The organism is Rossellomorea marisflavi (genome assembly GCF_001274775.1).
Classification (GTDB): domain Bacteria; phylum Bacillota; class Bacilli; order Bacillales; family Bacillaceae_B; genus Rossellomorea; species Rossellomorea marisflavi.
In genome coordinates this window covers 602,903-621,301 of the sequence record NZ_LGUE01000001.1, presented here as the reverse complement: position 1 = coordinate 621,301, position 18,399 = coordinate 602,903, and the positions used below count along the sequence as shown (strand labels likewise).

21 protein-coding genes and 1 riboswitch are annotated in these 18,399 nt (G+C 47.3%); of the genes, 5 read left to right on the top strand and 16 right to left on the bottom strand.

The annotated features are described in order from the left end of the window. Positions 1-60: 60 nt before the first annotated feature. Entirely contained in the window at positions 61-1,035 is a 975-nt protein-coding gene (locus tag AF331_RS03120; RefSeq protein ID WP_053426717.1) for an asparaginase, read from the top strand. A gap of 276 nt (positions 1,036-1,311) precedes the next feature. Here AF331_RS03120 and AF331_RS03115 read toward each other — a convergent pair whose 3' ends face one another. From AF331_RS03115 to AF331_RS03085, 7 genes are all read right to left on the bottom strand, one after another. Continuing rightward, positions 1,312-2,277: a YpdA family putative bacillithiol disulfide reductase gene (locus AF331_RS03115; RefSeq protein WP_053426716.1), complete on the bottom strand. Its 966-nt coding sequence runs from the start codon at positions 2,275-2,277 to the stop codon at positions 1,312-1,314. 166 nt (positions 2,278-2,443) lie between these two features. After that, positions 2,444-3,709, bottom strand: coding sequence for a Glu/Leu/Phe/Val family dehydrogenase (locus tag AF331_RS03110; RefSeq protein WP_053426715.1), 1,266 nt, complete (start codon positions 3,707-3,709; stop codon positions 2,444-2,446). Positions 3,710-3,995: 286 nt separating this feature from the next. Beyond that, complete coding sequence (locus AF331_RS03105) at positions 3,996-4,577, bottom strand: adaptor protein MecA (protein ID WP_053426714.1); 582 nt, start codon at positions 4,575-4,577, stop codon at positions 3,996-3,998. Between the two features lie 72 nt (positions 4,578-4,649). Further along, a complete protein-coding gene (locus tag AF331_RS03100; RefSeq protein ID WP_053426713.1) occupies positions 4,650-5,561 on the bottom strand; it encodes a MerR family transcriptional regulator in 912 nt (303 codons plus the stop codon). A 104-nt stretch (positions 5,562-5,665) separates the two neighbouring features. After that, complete coding sequence (locus AF331_RS03095) at positions 5,666-6,427, bottom strand: metallophosphoesterase (protein WP_053426712.1); 762 nt, start codon at positions 6,425-6,427, stop codon at positions 5,666-5,668. Next, positions 6,414-6,785, bottom strand: a complete 372-nt coding sequence (locus AF331_RS03090; protein ID WP_053426711.1) for a hypothetical protein — start codon at positions 6,783-6,785, stop codon at positions 6,414-6,416. The genes AF331_RS03095 and AF331_RS03090 overlap by 14 nt, the downstream gene beginning before the upstream one ends. A gap of 51 nt (positions 6,786-6,836) precedes the next feature. Then, positions 6,837-7,472, bottom strand: coding sequence for a CBS domain-containing protein (locus AF331_RS03085; protein ID WP_053426710.1), 636 nt, complete (start codon positions 7,470-7,472; stop codon positions 6,837-6,839). A 148-nt stretch (positions 7,473-7,620) separates the two neighbouring features. Between AF331_RS03085 and AF331_RS03080 the strand changes: the two genes are divergently transcribed. The 3 genes from AF331_RS03080 to cotJC are packed head-to-tail and all read left to right on the top strand — an operon-like array spanning position 7,621 to position 8,703. Then, positions 7,621-7,842: a spore coat associated protein CotJA gene (locus AF331_RS03080; protein WP_053426709.1), complete on the top strand. Its 222-nt coding sequence runs from the start codon at positions 7,621-7,623 to the stop codon at positions 7,840-7,842. 6 nt (positions 7,843-7,848) lie between these two features. Beyond that, entirely contained in the window at positions 7,849-8,109 is a 261-nt protein-coding gene (locus AF331_RS03075; protein ID WP_053426708.1) for a spore coat protein CotJB, read from the top strand. Positions 8,110-8,133: 24 nt separating this feature from the next. Then, the gene (gene cotJC, locus AF331_RS03070; RefSeq protein ID WP_053426707.1) at positions 8,134-8,703 is read left to right on the top strand and encodes a spore coat protein CotJC; all 570 of its coding nucleotides are present in this window, start codon (positions 8,134-8,136) and stop codon (positions 8,701-8,703) included. Between the two features lies 1 nt (position 8,704). On the opposite strand, the gene AF331_RS03065 is transcribed toward cotJC, so the two are convergent. The 5 genes from AF331_RS03065 to AF331_RS03045 all read right to left on the bottom strand — a co-directional run bounded on the left by AF331_RS03065 (position 8,705) and on the right by AF331_RS03045 (position 12,986). Further along, entirely contained in the window at positions 8,705-9,148 is a 444-nt protein-coding gene (locus AF331_RS03065; protein ID WP_053426706.1) for a DUF2663 family protein, read from the bottom strand. 83 nt (positions 9,149-9,231) lie between these two features. Continuing rightward, a complete protein-coding gene (locus tag AF331_RS22115; RefSeq protein WP_053426705.1) occupies positions 9,232-9,963 on the bottom strand; it encodes a LysM peptidoglycan-binding domain-containing protein in 732 nt (243 codons plus the stop codon). 13 nt (positions 9,964-9,976) lie between these two features. Beyond that, positions 9,977-10,555, bottom strand: a complete 579-nt coding sequence (locus tag AF331_RS03055; RefSeq protein WP_235576302.1) for a CPBP family intramembrane glutamic endopeptidase — start codon at positions 10,553-10,555, stop codon at positions 9,977-9,979. Continuing rightward, a complete protein-coding gene (locus tag AF331_RS03050; protein WP_053426704.1) occupies positions 10,555-12,018 on the bottom strand; it encodes a RecQ family ATP-dependent DNA helicase in 1,464 nt (487 codons plus the stop codon). The genes AF331_RS03055 and AF331_RS03050 overlap by 1 nt, the downstream gene beginning before the upstream one ends. Next, positions 12,015-12,986, bottom strand: coding sequence for a YpbB family protein (locus AF331_RS03045; protein ID WP_160316478.1), 972 nt, complete (start codon positions 12,984-12,986; stop codon positions 12,015-12,017). The genes AF331_RS03050 and AF331_RS03045 overlap by 4 nt, the downstream gene beginning before the upstream one ends. 306 nt (positions 12,987-13,292) lie before the next feature. On the opposite strand from AF331_RS03045, the gene AF331_RS03040 reads away from it, so the two are divergent. Next, complete coding sequence (locus AF331_RS03040) at positions 13,293-13,541, top strand: ferredoxin (protein ID WP_048005917.1); 249 nt, start codon at positions 13,293-13,295, stop codon at positions 13,539-13,541. A gap of 83 nt (positions 13,542-13,624) precedes the next feature. On the opposite strand, the gene AF331_RS03035 is transcribed toward AF331_RS03040, so the two are convergent. The 4 genes from AF331_RS03035 to sigX all read right to left on the bottom strand — a co-directional run bounded on the left by AF331_RS03035 (position 13,625) and on the right by sigX (position 18,202). Continuing rightward, complete coding sequence (locus AF331_RS03035) at positions 13,625-14,194, bottom strand: ECF transporter S component (protein WP_053426702.1); 570 nt, start codon at positions 14,192-14,194, stop codon at positions 13,625-13,627. Positions 14,195-14,345: 151 nt separating this feature from the next. After that, a riboswitch (FMN riboswitch) is annotated at positions 14,346-14,482 on the bottom strand. Positions 14,483-14,557: 75 nt separating this feature from the next. Then, positions 14,558-15,400, bottom strand: a complete 843-nt coding sequence (locus AF331_RS03030) for a M23 family metallopeptidase (RefSeq protein ID WP_053426701.1) — start codon at positions 15,398-15,400, stop codon at positions 14,558-14,560. A gap of 1,154 nt (positions 15,401-16,554) precedes the next feature. Continuing rightward, positions 16,555-17,676, bottom strand: a complete 1,122-nt coding sequence (locus tag AF331_RS03025; RefSeq protein ID WP_053426700.1) for a hypothetical protein — start codon at positions 17,674-17,676, stop codon at positions 16,555-16,557. Then, entirely contained in the window at positions 17,663-18,202 is a 540-nt protein-coding gene (sigX, locus tag AF331_RS03020) for an RNA polymerase sigma factor SigX (RefSeq protein WP_053426699.1), read from the bottom strand. Before sigX ends, AF331_RS03025 begins: the two co-directional genes overlap by 14 nt. Between the last annotated feature and the right edge of the window lie 197 nt (positions 18,203-18,399).

The following is an 18,399-nucleotide window of genomic DNA, read 5'->3' as shown; positions in this document are numbered from 1 at the left end:
TCATCGTATCATGTTAAACTAGGAATGAAAATAGTATCTTATCGACTGGAGGAGAAATCCATGAAAAAGAAAATCATCGTCATCCACACGGGGGGAACCATCTCCATGATGGAGGATGCAGAGACCGGTGCCGTAAGTCCAGGCAAGGAGAATCCTCTTTCTGTCCAGACATCCATCGTATCCGACCTTGCCGATCTACACGTGATCGAGGCATTCCATCTTCCTTCTCCCCATATCACACCAGTACATATGGAAAAGATCAAGAGGCTGATCGAGGATTCATATAAAGAAGAGCCCTTCCATGGGGTGGTCATCACGCATGGAACGGATACATTGGAAGAAACGGCCTACTTCCTGGATCTCACACTATCACTGCCGATCGCAGTCGTTGTGACAGGTGCCATGCGATCAAGCAATGAAATCGGAGCGGACGGTCTCTACAACCTCATATCATCGGTTCGCGTCGCGGCCGATGATAAGTCCATCTCCAAAGGGGTCCTCGTCGTTCTGAATGACGAGATCCACTCTGCCAAAAACGTAACCAAAACCCACACAAGTAATGTATCGACCTTCCAGAGTCCTCAATACGGACCGATCGGGATCGTCACCAAGCAGGGCATCCTGTATCATCACCAGCCCACTTCAAACGAGCATTATCATGTGTGTGACGTCTCCAAAAAGGTGACATTGATCAAAGCTTATGCAGGAATGGACTCCGATCTGCTGAAAGCGATCAAGGAGCTAAGCTACGAAGGAGTCGTCATTGAGGCACTCGGACAAGGTAATCTTCCACCTGGTGCACTCGAAGGAATTAATGAACTTATTGCCGCCAACATACCGGTGGTGCTGGTATCCAGATGCTTCAACGGAATTGCTCAGGATGTGTACGGTTACGCAGGCGGGGGCAAGGAACTGAAGGAAAAAGGGGTCATATTCTCCAACGGCCTCAACGGACAGAAAGCGCGGATCAAGCTAATGGTGGCCCTGTCCCAGACAAGCGATATGAATGAGCTTGAATTGATTTTCAAACAATAAAAGAGGCTCGGACAACTTGTTTTAGTCATAGTAAAACCCGAATTCATTTGCCTGATATCAGGAGTATGAATTCGGGTTTTCAATTTGCTTCATGAACATGACTATTTCATCATTTCCAGCGGTCGATCCGAGTACAAGACGCAATTTCCAGCGGTGCCGTGAGACCCCAAGAACTCAGGGATTACCCATTGTAAGTGAAGTCTTGCACGGAGATCATGATTTATTCGGACAGTGTTCGCCACTCCATGGTCCCTGTTAAGTTTTGTCCCGACCTTTTTATCTTTCCTTCCCGGCGATATTCTCTGCGATCAGTCCTCCATGATGCCTGCCGTTTTCAATGAAGATTTCATTGGCATTATTACCGGCCGCGATGACACCTGCAATATAGATGTTGTCAACATTCGTTTCCATCGTCTCTTCGTTGATCAAAGGCCTTCCGGATTCAGGATCAAGCTCAATTCCCATCTTGGTAAGAAAACTGTGATCAGGGTGATAGCCCGTCATGGCGAATACATAATCATTTGTAACGGAGAAGGTTTTTCCATCCCTGCTGTAGGTGACGGTTTCATCCGTGATTTCTTCCACGCATGCATCGAATTCCATCTTGATTTCACCGTTTCGTACGAGGGCATCGAAATTAGGAAGGATCCACGGTTTCACACTCTTCGAGTACTCACTGCCCCTGTAGATGACCGTGACCCTTGCTCCTGCCTTATTCAATTCAAGTGCTGCATCGACAGCCGAATTTTTCCCGCCGATCACAACCACATCCGTGTCAAAGAAGGGATGGGCTTCCTTGAAGTAATGGTATACTTTATCCAATTCTTCTCCAGGTATCCCCATATAGTTGGGGTGATCATAATAACCCGTGGCAATGACGATATAGTTACACTCATATTGGTCTTTTGTGGTAGAGACAATGAAGGTGTCACCCCTTTTCTCCACCTTCTCCACTGTTTCAAAGCGATTGATCCTCAGATCCTTCCTTTTCGCCACCTCACGATAATAAACAAGCGCCTGATTCCTGCGCGGTTTATGCTCTTCAATGACAAACGGAACGTCCCCGATCTCGAGCTTCTCGCTGGAGGAGAAGAATGTCTGATGTGTCGGGTAATGATAGATGGCGTTCACGATATTTCCCTTTTCAATGATTAAAGGATTCAATCCTTGTTCTCTCAATCGGATGGAAGCCGATAATCCACACGGCCCCCCACCGACGATGATGCAATCTTCTTTTTTCAACTGTGACACTCCTTCAAATACAACGGATCTTTTTCTCGTTTGGTCTTACACATATTATGTAATACTTTTAAAAGGAGGTCAAAGAATCATGACCCCCAACTCTTCCCTTTGTCCTTTCCACCCAAGCGAAAAAGGCCGCCCTTATCGGACGACCTCATTGAGTTTCTTAAATCCAGCCCCTGAACCGACACGCTTCCGCCATTTTACGGACGCCGACCATGTAGGCAGCGAGCCTCATGTCGACGCGCCTCGTTTGGGCGGTATCGTAGACATTTTGGAACGAATTCACAAGGATCTTCTCTAACTTCTCTTCTACTTCTTCTTCGGTCCAGTAGTAGCCTTGATTGTTTTGAACCCACTCGAAATACGAGACTGTCACTCCACCCGACGATGCCAGTACATCCGGGACAAGGAGGATGCCGCGTTCCGTCAGGATCTTTGTGGCTTCAAGGGTCGTTGGTCCATTGGCAGCTTCCACCACGATCCCTGCCCTGATATTATGGGCATTCTCTTCTGTAATCTGATTTTCAATGGCAGCCGGGACGAGGATATCGCAATCGAGCTCTAAGAGCTCTTCATTAGAGATCGTGTCGTTGAACAGCTTGGTGACGGTCCCAAAGCTGTCCCTCCTGTCGAGCAGGTAGTCGATATCAAGACCGTTCTCATCGTGTAATCCACCATACGCATCAGAGATCCCGATGATCTTCGCTCCTGCATCATGCATGAATTTAGCCAGGAAGCTCCCTGCGTTCCCGAAGCCCTGGACCACTACACGCGCCCCTTCCAGGTCAATTCCTTTTTTCTTGGCTGCTTCCCGTATGCAGATCGTCACCCCTTTGGCAGTCGCCGTCTCCCTACCATGGGAGCCCCCCAGGACCAATGGTTTTCCCGTAATGAACCCTGGGGAATTATATTCATCGATGCGGCTGTACTCATCCATCATCCAGGCCATGATTTGTGAGTTAGTAAATACATCAGGAGCCGGTATGTCCTTTGCGGGACCGACGATTTGACTGATGGCCCTGACGTATCCTCTGCTCAGACGCTCCAATTCACGGAAGCTCATATCCCTTGGATCACAAATGATACCACCTTTTCCTCCACCGTAAGGCAGATCTACGATGCCGCATTTCAGGCTCATCCAGATTGAAAGGGCTTTTACTTCCTTCTCCGTAACGTTCGGGTGGAAACGGATACCCCCCTTGGTCGGCCCGACCGCATCATTGTGTTGCGCCCGGTATCCTGTGAACACCTTCACTTTCCCGTCGTCCATCCGCACCGGAATCTTCACCGTCAACATACGGACAGGTTCTTTAAGTAATTCGAATACTTCCTCGGGATACCCCAATTTATCCAATGCAAGATGAATAACCGTTTGCGTTGATTTCAATACATCATGCTGATGACTTTCTTTCCCCTTATCGGCTACCATTTTTATACTAAACCTCCCAGTATTCTACACTGTGATAAGACGTGTCGTCCGCTTTCATAGCATAGTATACACGTTTGATCCTCCTGTGCAAAGGCAGAAATGCAAAAAACGAATAAAAACTGTAATCGCTTTCATTTTTAATTTTTTCCTATCAAATTTTATCATTATTTCCTTTTCGCTTAGGCGACGGGACTGGCGCAACCCGCTTCTTACCTCATCGAACAAGCAAAAAAATCACCTTCATACGAAAGTGACCTGAACGTGCATCTATAGGGAGTTTGGGGCATCAAAAGAAACGAAGAAGCTCTCGGTCTGCATCTCTTTCGATGAGCATCCGTCCGTATTCCAGTAGAATATGCTTGGTCATGGACGATATCTCACCATATTCCTGTAAAATCGCTTCCAACAATGACCGTTCCTCCGGAGAAAGATCATCGATGAACAGATAGTAGCGGCCTTCATGAAAATACAAGCCTGTATTTCCATTGGACTGCTGCCACCAGTGGACGTCTGAAATCCGCTTGACTGCCGAGATGATATCCTCGATATCTTCCATGAAAACAAGGAGATGCCTCTCTCCAGCAGGAGCTTCCTCATGGATATCTTCCCAATCCGAATAATCCTCATCTGCTTCGAGGGTGAGGATCATGCAGACTTCTCTTTCATCGAAGGATTCAATTTCCACTGTGATTTCCATCTGGGCTTCGATCCCGAACTTCCATTGGACCTCTTCCAGCATATCTTCGAACAAATCATGCCACATATATGAATTTTTCCATTCTTCTTGTTCGAACAACCCTTTTTGCTCAAGTTCTTCGACTGTGATGGAAAATTTTATTTTGTTTTCGGATATTCGCTCCAGCTTCATCCTTTGTACCCCCTAAGTGTATGACGGTTTAACACATACTATGTTCAGGGGGTAAATCAGTGCATGGTACCTCTACAATTTGCTCTTTAGCCATGCTTCCCAATCACTCTTCTGCTGGCCGACGATATGATCTGCATATTCCGCTTTCTTATTACTCGTGAGATGATCGATGGCGAACCCTCCCATTCCGATCTCAAGGCCAGGACGAGTCTTGGTCAGGGACTCTACCAATTCCAGTAGAGCATCTACATTTTCCCTCATCGTGCAAGAGAAAAATAGGAACTTGGGCTGCACTTCATCCAATACTACTTCAATGTCATTTTCCTTGATGCTTGACCCAAGATAAATCACTTCGAACCCTTTCCTTCTCACATACAATGTGAAGATGAGGAGGCCGAGCTCATGCCACTCACCTGGTCCACATACGGCCACGACCTTAGGCAGGATGCCGTTGTGGGGGAATGAGTGCATGATGATCCCGATCCTCGACCTGAGGATGGAGGTGGCGAAATGTTCGTGCGCCGTCGTAATTTCTCCGTTCTCCCACATGTCACCGATCCTGACAAGCAGGCTACCGAGAATATCGATGACGACCTTGTCGATCGTATAGATTGAAAAAGATTGATTGATCAATTCATGAGCCTTCGTTTCGTCAAAGCTCAGTAATGCTTTTAATAAATCATCCGATATGCTTTCCGTCCTGTCCTTCTGTACAGGTGGTGAGAGTTCCTGATCCTCAAGCTCACTCTTGTCCAGAAGCGACACGGCCTGGCTGATCGTAAATCCTTGGTCCACCTTTTGTACAAGCCAGCGCAGGATGCTTACATGCTGTTCTGTATAGAGGCGATGCCCCGAATCATTCCTGATGGGCGCGATGATCTGATAGCGTCTTTCCCAAGCACGAAGAGTACCGGGTTGAACGCCTAAGATGGTTGATACTGCTTTTATATTATACTTGCCTTCTTGTTTTTTATCATTGCTCATATTAAATCCCCCATGTCCACTCTTCTCACTAGAAGTATAATCCAGAAATTCCGTTGTGTAAAATTTGTATAGGCTATGAATAACCTCTGTGTATAAGCGGGGGACTACTCCTTACCTGAACCGTGCCCGATTGTGATGATATGGGTCTCCGCTTTAGCGCCGAGCCTCAGGGGAAGCAGAGACGTACCATATCCTGCACTCGTCACCCTTGTGACTGCCTGCAGCCGGTCGACGCCGGACTTCGGATAAAGGCCCCATCCGAACAGCCTTATTTGTCCCCCATGGGTGTGGCCGCTGAGCATCAGGTCGACCCCGTCCGATGCTGTAAGCTCTGCACTCAAAGAAGGGTCATGGCTCAGCAGGATCTGGCATCTATCGGGATCGGTCCCTCTCATGGCATGGGGGAGGTCAGCCCTTTCAAGTGTTCCGTCATCTACCCCGATGAAGGTCACTGCACCGTAACCTGCGGTATCATTCACGATCTCCCGGACACCCTTTTTTTGAAACAGGGCCTTCAGCCGGTCCGGGTCCACTTCGTAATCATTATTCCCCCACACAAAAAAAATCGGTCCAATGGAAGATAATGCATCAAGATTCTGCCCCACCCTGGACAAGGGGACCCCTCCCTCGGTCAGGTCTCCAACGATGACGACTACGTCCGCTTTATCCTGCACTGCATGTATAATGTTTTCTGAAATCCTTCGTTTATGTATATCGGACAGGAAGAATATCTTCAGGGAAGGAGCATCTACCGGGTAAGAAGGGAATCGAAACGTGAGTTCCCTCACCCGATCGGCGAACGCCTCCTTCACCATGTACACTATGAGGGCAACCCCAACGATTAAAAGAATACTAATGATCCACATGACGTCCGCCCTCTCGTTTAAAATCTAAAGATATCATACCATACACGCATGAAATGGATATGAATATACAAGCATGCACCCAACCAATCCACGTTAATGCGAAGATGGACAGTAAATGGGCGAACATCAGAATATATCTCGGCTCCCTGTCCATGAGGGCTTGAAGTTCCACCTTGATTACCTTCCCTTGAAGAATGAAACCGGCAATAAAGAATGCAGAAGCCACAAAGAATCCGCCCGGGCTGAGGACGGCGCCCACGATGAGATCGGAGATTGTCTCACCCTTGTGAACAGGGAACAGACGGATGAAAGCACCTCCGAACAGGACCGATAGTACCAGTAACCGGATTTCACGCATAAAAAAACCTCCCATACATCAACGTATGAGAGGGGATGAATTTCATTCACATCATTCATCTTCGTGTATATCCAGGATCCTGAAGCCCGACTTCTCCAACTTGGAAATGAATTTGTTCATATTATCCTTTTTCTCGAGTTTTAGAACGATCCTCCGCAGGAGTTTATCCGTTTCATCGAACGTGACCAATGAGATGACAGATTCGGAATGTTGTTGGATGATATCCCCCAGACGGGCGATCCTTCCCTCGGTCTCGACTGAGGAGAAAGCGATCCTTATTCCCTTCGTATTCATGCCGAAAGCACTTTTGAAGTGATCCAGTACATCGAATCGTGTAATCAGACCGAGGAATTCCCTATCTTCACCAGCCACGGGAAGGATCGGAGCATCCTGAAGCAGGACCAACGCACTCTCAAACACATCCTTCTCCGTCACGTAGGTGCCTTGTTCCGATGCCACTTCACCTGCTTTCACTTCATTGAGGAACACGTCTTTTTCCATCCCCGACTCGAAATAATGCCGGTAGATGGAGAAACGGCTGATCGTTCCCGCGTATTTCCCATTCGACAGAACCGGTACACCGTCGATTTTATGATGTTCAAGGACATCCAGTACTTTTTTCAAGGATTCGTCTACACTTACGACATAACACTTATGCTTAGGAATCATCACGCTTTTGACAAACATGGCTGTACCACCTCTATATTATTTTTGTATAGTATATAATTCAACGTCGACAGGGCCCATCCCTTCTATCCACGGCATTTATTTTCCTCATGTTTTCTCCCCAGCTTCATATGCTTCTATGAAGGATCCTGATGAAGGAGGCGTAGGAATGAGCAGTTTTTATAAAACCTATGAACCATATGTCAGCCCGTTTGACCCATGTCCCCCCATCACCATGAAGGTGTACTCCACTCCCCCTCAGCTCTATATGGGATTTCAACCACCCGGCTTGGAGCAATTCACTCCCCGCGAAGCATTGCGGACCGGAACCTTGTGGAAAGCATTCTATGATCCGTACTACAGTCCTTACGAGAAGATGAAAGGAGACTAATCTTATATGACGCAGCTTCCCCAAGAGTACTATGACATTCTTGAAGAGCTTCAGACCGTCGACTTCGTCATTGTCGAACTGACCCTTTACCTTGATACCCATCCGACAGATCAGGAAGCGATTTCCCAGTTCAATATGTATGTAAAAACGCGTAAATCCATCAAGAAAACCTTTGAAAAGAAGTTCGGACCCCTCACGAGTTTCGGGAGCAGCTACTCGGATTATCCGTGGAAATGGAAAGAGGCCCCGTGGCCATGGCAAGTATAACGAAACCAAGGAGGCGATCCGTTTATGTGGGTATATGAAAAGAAGCTCCAGTACCCGGTCAGGGTAAGCACATGCAATCCGAAGCTTGCAAAGTTGTTGATCGAACAATACGGCGGAGCTGACGGGGAACTCGCCGCAGCACTCAGGTATCTGAATCAGCGGTACACCATCCCCGACAAGGTGATCGGACTCCTCACCGATATCGGAACCGAAGAGTTCGCCCATCTGGAGATGATTGCAACGATGGTGTATAAACTTATCAAGGACGCCACCCCGGAGGATATGAAAGCGGCGGGACTCGATGCCCACTATGTCGATCATGATGGTGCAATCTTTTATCATAATGCAGCTGGAGTCCCTTTCACGGCGTCCTATATTGCCGCGAAAGGAGATCCGATTGCTGATTTATATGAAGATATTGCAGCGGAAGAAAAAGCACGGGCGACCTATCAGTGGATCATCAATATGAGTGATGATCCAGATTTGAATGACGGCCTACGATTCCTCAGGGAAAGGGAGATCATCCATTCTCAGCGATTCCGGGAAGCCGTTGAAATCCTCAAAGAAGAACGGGACCGGAAAATATTCTTTTAGTCTATTTCGCTTCATGGAACAGGTTGATGTCATATTGTTTTTTCATGGTTTCAAACACGATGTGCCGGTTCTTCCAGGCTTCTTCTTTCCAAAGATCCTTGCTGCGATCGATGATCTCGCATCGCAGGGCATGAAACTCTTTTTCCGCTTTTTCTTTACGCTGGTGAAAGATTTTGGTGGCTCCTGCCATGCCTGCTACAGCAAGGAAGGCATACAAGTGCAGCGATCTGGATACGAAAGCGGAGATCATGGAGGCTGCTGAATAGGCATGAGGGCCAATTACCGTATGAGTCAGATAGTATAAGAATATGGTACAGCCCACCGCGGTCACCCAAAGGGCAAAATGATGCTGTTTCTTCAGTTGATCGAACTTCTTCTTCTTTTCAATGAGATTCGTCAACATCTGCTCCGTTGCACGGTCGGTGATGTTTTTCATTTCATCCATCCCCTCACCCCCCTCGATTCATTATATGAGCCCGTCCTTTTTTTAGAAGCACGTAAAAACCCGCCTTCCACGGAGGCGGGTTCTTATTCGTTCAAGGGAATCGTCAACACTTGTCCCGTATAGATTTCATTATCTTGAATGCCATTGGCTTCACTGATGATCTGTACACCGGATGGGGATTGATAATAATCCATTGCAATCCGGTAGAGCGTTTCCTGGGGCTTGACCGTATGCTGAACCACACGTCCTGCTTCTTCGCTTTTTTCTTGTTCAATCGCAGCCTGTTCCTGCTGCTTCTTTTCTTCTGCTTTTTTCGCTTCCTCTTTTTCTTTTGCCTTTTTGGCTTCTTCGCGCTCTTTCGCTTTTTTAGCTTCAGCTTTTTCTTTCGCTTTCAACGCTTCTGCCTTTTCCTTTTCTTTCTTGGCTTTCGCTTTTTCAGCTTCTTCCTTCTTCTTGTCCTGCTCTTTTTCCTTATCCTCATCAGCAGTTGGGGCCGTCTCATTTGGCTCCCCTTGATCGTATTGTACCTCTTCTACTCCATTTTTACTTGAGAAGACCACAAGAGGTCCGGATTTATTGACAAAATAAGAATATAGGCTGAGGAAAATGATGGGCATCAGGAAGAAAAACACGAGCAACAGCTTGATGAGGGGATGCTGAATCGCCGTCTTTTTCTTTTTGGATTCCCTTTTCTTCCGCTGTATTTCACTTCTGCTCGGGAGTCCGTCGGATTCATGTACAGGCTCCACTTCCTGCACCCTATCTATCTTCTTTTTTGATTTGGCAGCTTGTTCACGATATGGATCTTTACTCATAGCTATCCCTTCTTTACTCTTCAGATCTCGCCTGATGGCGCATATATAAACCCAAGAGAAAATCAATGACAAAATGCATGACGATGGTGACCAGGAGATTCCCTGTCTGGTCATAGATGATTCCCATGACAAAACTCAACGTCAACACATTGACGATAAGGAACCAATGGGCCCAGTACCTGATATGGATCACAGCAAACACAATGCTTGCCGCCACCAGTCCAAAATGGAACTGAAGGATCCCCCTGAACAACAGTTCTTCGCTCACCGCAATAATGAACGCCAAAACCATGATTTCGAAGAAGCCACGATCAGCGAATATCCTCTCGTTCACCCCACCATCATCATAATAGCGAGACGGAAGCAGTTTCATCATGATCAAATCCGCTGTCACAACCAGGATCCCGAAGGCTCCTCCGATCCAGAGGACCTCCATGTGAAAATCGAACTGTTTCCACCATTGATCAAAATCGCCGATCAACACATAGCCAAGACCGATGGAAACGGCTATGAGGAGGCATTGAGTGAACATGAGATGGAATGTCACCTGTTTTTTGGATAAACCTTTAAGGATATCTCCTTGCTTTTGCATTATACCACTGATCCTAACAGTATTTTTTTGAGCTGGTCCGCCCAATTCTCTTGGGACGGATACGAATGAACGCCCTCGCCATGGAACTCACCAAGATCTGACCCGCACCGGTCACAGCACCGTTCAGGTCGATCCTGAAGCTCCTCACCAAAATAGTCAAGGAGCACTTGACGTCTGCATGACGCCGTGTGGAGCCATCCCATGACCGAATCGAGATTCCTGCGCTTATAGGCAATGCGGGCATCCCTGATCCGCTTGATTTCTTCTACCATTCTATCAGAACGATAGCGTGCAAACGACTGAATATAATATTCAAGGAATCTGGACTGCACATCTGAAAGCTGCAGGGCAACGATGATCTCGGACCATTCCATGGAGGGGAATGCTGCTATCGCGCCTTCGATCTGCGCATCATCCGGCAGCTCGCTATGCATGAATTGAAGGGGAATGGACGCATCTTGTTCTGCATACAGGACAAGAGAGACGCTTTCCCTTCCATCCCTTCCAGCTCGGCCGATCTCCTGGAGATAGGATTCAATACTTGACGGCAGATGATAATGGACGACAAAGCGCACATTTTCCTTGTTTACCCCCATACCGAAGGCTGAAGTAGCACAGATGATTTGCAGCTTATCCGATAGGAATTGCTGTTGAATCAGGATCCTTTCTTCATGGTCCATTCCACCGTGATAGTGTGCGACCCCCTCCACTCCATGCTCGCGCAGCCAGAGGGCAACATCTTCCGCTTTCCGTTTACTGGTGAAATAAATGATTCCAGGTCCCTTGAGACGCTCCACGAACGAAAGGACTTCATCCCGCTTATGCCGGTCGTCTTCCACATTCCTCACGAATAATCCAATGTTCTTCCGATCGACCGAATGGACCAACTCGGCTGCCCCCTCCATACGGAGGACCTCACGGATATCATCCCGGACTGTCCTTGTGGCAGTGGCAGTGAGGGCAAGGGTCACCGGCATCCCGAGACGTTCCCTCGCCTCCCCGAGGTCAAGGTAGTCCGGGCGGAAATCGGGGCCCCACTGGGAAATGCAGTGTGCTTCATCGACCACGAACAGCCCTACTCTGATCCTTGAAGAGGCTGTACGGAATGCCTCACTTTTCATCATCTCCGGAGAAACGAATATGAATTTGAATCGATGGATGTGGTCCAACGCCCAGGCTTTCTCCTGATAAGTAAGAAATGAATTAAGGGCGATCACACTCTTCTCCCCATTCACCTTCATCTGTTCCACCTGATCCTGCATGAGGGATAGCAAAGGGGAAACAATAATCACCTGACCATCCAACAGCTGACCGGGAAGTTGATAGCAGAGCGATTTACCGGTTCCGGTGGGCAGCATGGACAACGTATCACAGCCATCAAGAATGGAAGTGATGGTTTCTTCCTGTCCTGCACGAAACGTTTCGTAGCCAAAGTGCCGCTTCAATTCTTCTTGTAGAATCACGGGGTCTCACCTGCCTTCGCAATGACTGCACGGATCTGAAAATAGGACAACTCAGGAAATCTTTCCTTGATCGGCTTGAGGCGCTTCGTCTTTAACTCTGTCAGAACGCCCAGCACCTCTTCGTACACCCCTTCATCTATGAATGACGTGACGGGAAAGTCATGGAGTGTCAAGATGATCTCGATCAAATGGTCTTCAATCGTATTCACTTTCAGCTCACGGATCCTGGCGATTTCCTCAACGGGTATCCCCTTCTGAAAAAGCTCGAGCGTTTTTTTGGTCGAAGCGGTGAGGGGTTGGATATGCTCCTTTTCCTCTATGATCGAATAGACTATCGGGTAGGCACCTGCATCCTCTTTGGCACGTGCGATGATGAAGTGGAGAAGGTTCAGGAATCTGAATCGGTACTCCTCACGGTCCACACCGAACCGGTCGGCTGATTGCCCTTCCGTTGCTCCATAGTCCCGATATCCCGTCAGCCTCTCAACAAGGATCCCCGGATCTTCACCAGGCGTTGTTTGGGCTAGCAAGGTGTACAGCTCTTCAAACAACTTTGCCGACAAAACTTCTGTCTTCCCCTGCTTCCGGATGAATACTTTTAACCAATCTTGAACTTTCCGGTCCCTCTGCACGGGAAAGTACGATGTTTCGTTCATTCGCGCATTGGATAACACCTGTACCAGTAGGCTGAGTCTCTTCCAAAGGAGGATGGACTGATCACCATGCTTCAATCCATCCATATGGGCGGGGTACGGTTTTTTTTGAAAGTAAAACGCCAAGCCCTCTTTTCCGGAATGAGTCAGCCGGGCGCGATTATCATCGTTCAGCGTGATGAATCCCTTATCCTGAAGCATAGCAATGCAACGGTCAAAGTACTCCCTCTTTAGTTTTGGAAGTGACAGGAAGAGAGCCTGCAGCCCAAAGAGATGTGCATCCTGTATGGATTGTGAAGACTTTTTCCCTTTCATGATATGGAAAACGGAATAAACAGACCGTTCTTCCCCCAGCCTTTCCAGGGAGTCCAAAATCAAATAGTGAAGATATGTCAATGCGATGACTCCTTAACGTGTAGGTTATTGTCAAATATTGTACCACGAAAACACCCTCAACCGAGGTTTTGTTTTGACGGAAACGGATAAAAATATGAAAAAGAGTACCTAACTATTGAAAAGTTACCCATTCCTCTATAAAATGATGATTAGTAATTGATTTTCACCATTAAACAACGTGTATAATGATGAATTATATAGAATTATCTTCGGGAGGTTTTTTCTTTGCCAAAGTATACGATCGTGGACAAAGATACATGTATCGCTTGTGGAGCTTGCGGTGCAGCAGCACCAGATATTTATGATTATGATGATGAAGGTATTGCATTCGTCACACTGGACGATAACCAAGGGACTGTTGAAGTTCCTGACGTCCTTGAAGACGATATGGTCGATGCATTCGAAGGTTGCCCTACCGATTCCATCAAGGTAGCTGACGAACCATTCGACGGCGATGCATTGAAATTCGAATAGGATGTAAAAAAGACGGCGATTGATCGCCGTCTTTTTTATGTTGTTTGAATAGAAATGAGCCCCCGGTGGAGGCTCATTTTCAATTAGGCCATGCGTCGAGTCCCGAATTGCTTCGACAGCCACTTTTGGATCCTGATGAATAGCAGTGTGAACACAGCCGCTACCAGGATTCCTTTAAGGATATTGAACGGAACGATACCGGTCACGATGATTTCTGCCGGCAGTTCGAAATTCATGAAGTATTTATAGGCTGGAAGGAAGATGAAATAGTTCATGATCCCCATGCCGATGCTCATGACCAGCGTACCGGTAACAAGCCCGGTAAGAAGGCCTTTTTTCGTTTGGAAACGTGAATAGATAAGGTGAACGGGCAAGATCAGGAGGATCCCAGCAGCAAAGTTTGCCACATGTCCTACCGGTACACCTGTTTCAGAACCGGTCAATACATAATCAATCACATTCTTGAACAGTTCCACCAGGATTCCTGCGACTGGTCCCAGAGCGACCGTTGCCATCAAGGCCGGTACATCACTGAAGTCGATCTGCAGAAACGCCGGAAAAGGCGGGATAGGGAAGTTTAAAAGCATCAATACATACGAAATGGCACTCAGCATACCAACTGTGACGAATGTGCGTGTCGTCATTTTTTTCATAGCACTCTCTCCTTTTGGAGATTCATCTCAATCGAAGATGGTCATGCCCGAGCCCCAATAAAAAACTCCCAGATAAATGATATCCAGGAGAGTTAAAGGCATGCTCGAATAGACATTCAGACTTCCCTTTTCTGAACGCATTGGCAGTAACCTTCATCTTCTCCCATCCAGACTATACTGTCGGCTTTGGAGTCTCACCAAATCCTGCCTCAAAAAGGCTCGCGGGCTTAGAAGCAAAAATGCTTCATCACCGCCGGTAGGGAATTGCACCCTGCCCCGAAGATGAATCATATTATTTTATTCTTACTCATTATACATAAGAAGTGCCATTATGTGAAGAGAAATGCTTTGAATTCGAAACAATCAGTGAATCCTTAACGTTTGCGAAGGATAGATCGGCGAATCCCTGCGTAAATCATTGGCCGCCAGAAGCTTGTCCAGTTCTATTCCATGAGCGACGGCAATAGAATAGAGTGTGTCCCCCTGCTCTACTTGATAGGAATCCTCCCTTAGACTCAATTCCTGACCTACAGCGATCGTGGCATCCTTCAGACCGTTCCATTTCTTAAGGTCATCCACGGTCAGACCATGTTCATGGGAAATGGACCATAATGTATCGCCTTTCTTGACTCGATACGAATCACCAGCAACCTGTGACGCCGCAACGGTCTGATACGGATCTTTCTTTTCAGCGAACACCACTTGTCCGACCCCGCCTTGTCCGAATACGACAAAAGGATCTATGGCATTCTCCTTCTCAAACGTCCATTCTCCTGCGTGGATCTCAAAATGAAGATGGGGACCGGTGGATATCCCGGTATTCCCTAGCTTCCCGACCGGCTCACCCCTATGTACTTCCTGCCCTTCTTTTACCCCTCTTGAAATGAGATGAGCATATACCGTCTCATATCCATTGTCATGACGAACGAATACCACATGACCATAGCTATCTGATAAGTACGACCTTGTTACGACCCCGTCTGCCACCGAATGAACGGGGCTGCCTTCCTCGCCCCCGATGTCCATTCCTTTATGGGTCCCGGATCTGGAACCAAACACATCTGTAATGGTGCCATCAACCGGAAACCTCCATTCAGCAGTGGAATCACTCTCTGCTTTTGCGACTCTCCCCGTCATGAAAATCATGCCTACACACAGCGCCAACACAATCACAATCAACAGTCTCCGACCATAATCAGCAATCATACCGTTCCTCCTATTAAATGCTCACCCAAAATTGAACAACACCTCTCACTATATGCCCCTGCCCGCTACACTATTCCAAAAAAACCCTACCCATCAGTCTGCCATTAAACAAAAGAAATATACCAAGAAAAGCGGAGGCGGGTCGTTCTGCCCCGACAAGCATAAGGCGAAGGTACCAGAAAGGCGTTCTGTGCCTTTTTGGTGCCTTTGACTTATGACCTCGAGGGGCAACCCGCCGGAGCTAGACATGAAGAAAAGCGGAGGGGGCTCGCCCTGAGGCGACAAGCATAAGACGAAGAAGCCGGAAAGGCGTTCTTGGCCTTTTTGGCTTCTTCGCCTTATGACCTCGAGCCTCCATCCGCCGGAGCTGTACAATTAGAAAAGCGGAGCGGGGCTGACATTTTACGGATGATTGCATGAAGACGGGTCCGTTCCTTTCCGCTGCAGGGACTTGCTTTCCTGCGGGGAGGAAGTCGAGCTTCCTCGGCTGCGCCTGCGGGATCTCGACCTTTCCTCTTTTCCCGCGGGAGTCAAGTCCCTTCCGCTCCAATACACTCTGTGTTTTTTTATGGTTGCTCTAAATTCTCACAGGAACTGCCTCTTCGTTTGAAATCCAACACCTCTACATATTCAGCAGAAAGGAGTCACCGGTGGAGAACGCATTTAAAATAAATGAACAATGATCGTTTATCTTCCACTCTAACGTTTTGGATACATATTGATTTGAATGCAGAGTGAACAACCATAGATTCCTTTTAGATTCAGCCAACAGCGGTTTCCGACTTGCGATCGGCTCATTCCACTGCACGTCATTTCTTATCACTAGTCATAAAAAATGAAGAGGCTGAGACAAGCAAGTTTTAGTCATAGTAAAACCCGAATCATTTGCCTACGATAAAGCAAATGATTCGGGTTTTACATTCGTTTAATGAACATTCAAATTTTCATCGTTTCCAGCGGTTGATCGGAGTGCAAGACGAAGACTCCTGCGGGAAGAGTAGCTGATGTGAGACCCCGCAGGCGTGCCGAGGAGGCTCACGGGCTACCCGAGGAAAGCGAAGTCTTGCACGGAGATCATGAGCGGCATTAAGATCCTATACTGATCGTGTTCGGTATTAAAGGGGCCTTTTTTAGTTTTGTCCCATCCTCTTCACTTATTCCTGTAGGGTGATTCGATTTGGTGCGATGGGTGTTTCGATTGGTGCATCGAATGCAAAACCGTCCCATTCTTCTTCGCTGATGTTTTCAAACATCACCTGTTTGTAGCCGAAGCTTCGCGCTGTGAGGAGGAGTGATTCGATTAGCTCCAAGGCTTCTGTTTCATCCATATTCTCCAGGTGTACTTCATTCATGAAACTGATGGTCGGGTAAGTACCCTTCTCGACTACGCGAACATTCAGCCCTTCGGGTATGGCACTTTCATAAAATTCCGAATCGGCTTCATTCATGGCTGTAACAGCACTATCCAAGTCTTCATATTCCAGGTTATCAGGCACAAGAAAATGGTCAAGCCCGTTAGGCGAGTACACAAAGAAAGCTTGTTTTGCATTCTTCGGCAGATCGATTTTCTTTAGGACCCCGTATCCGCTGAATTGCGGATAATTCCCATCCTTATCCTTGAGATGAAGCTGGTCAAAGCCCCTTCCCTGGAAGGAGTAAAACAAAGAGTAGTAGAATGCATATTCCATTGCGCTGTTGCCCGTATACGCCTCATCCCCATTCAGGGTGAAATTGATATCATCTCCATACCCTTTTGAAACGGTTCCTTCCAAGGGAACGAATTCTTCCATGCTAAGCTGTTCTTCTGGAATGAGCTTAGCGAGTTCCGTATATCCATCCAGCCACTCATCTTCATCCGACAAGTGCTTGGTCACGCTCACAGGGACAGGGACTCCTTCAGGTGAAATAAGGCCAAACGTATAGACTTCAGCATCCTCCACCATGCTTTCATAGAGGGAGAGTCGGTTCTCTTTATCAGCCACAGCCTTATCTGCTTGAAGGTCCTTGCTTTCATCCATCATGGAAGCTCCCTGATCTGAGCGGCTTTCTTCCAGTGGTGACTGCTGTAGAAGAGCAGGGCTCAGCAGGGTGAAAATCAATATGGCGGCAACGGCCACCAGTCCAGGTATGATTTTCTTCCCTTTCAAAAGTCGCTGTTTTTCACCTTGTTGGCTGATAGAAGCATATATGGACTCAGGTTTTCGCTCATCTTTGATCTTTGGAAGCTTTTTGACCAGTTTTTCTATGTCCCGGTCATTCCAATCAGATTGCTTCACTATCGTCCCCCTCCTTCCGCAACCGTTTGTTCATTTCCATCCGCATCCATTTGACGGCGCGGTGCTGGGTTGTTTTCACTTTGCTCTCCGACCAGTTCAATACCTCTGCTGTTTCCACAATGGATAGCTCCTGGAGATAGCGCATGATGATGACCATTCGATGATCCGTTGAACAATACTTCAGACATTCATACAGTTCGCGCACCTCCTCATTGGCCAGGGCGATTTCTTCAGGCAGGGGGTTCTCATCGGACAACTCACTCCGACTCCAGTCAAATTTGTCCAGAAGGCGATTTCTCCAGTTCTTCTGCTTCCTGAAGTGATCGATTGCCACATTCTTCGCTATAGAGAATAGCCAGGTCCGTTCAGAGCTCTTCCCTTCAAAATGCTGATGTGACTTGAGTACGCGGATATACACTTCCTGTACAAGGTCCTCAGCCAATTGTCTGTTCTGTACCATATAGAGAAGAAATTGAAATACATCCTGATGGTACTTTTTATACATGTCCTCAAAAACGGAGTGCACTTCTTTCCCTCCCCGTCATTCCATTAGTCGTTATATCCTTGCAAAAGGTTACACATTATCAAATATAGTAGTTTCTGGGACGTTTGGAAAGACCTATATTTCAATTCCTGCCCTGCGCACAAAAAAGAACCCATACGGCTGATGGCCGTATGGGCTGAATACGCAAAATCCATGATTGTTCCCCGTGTAACAAGAAA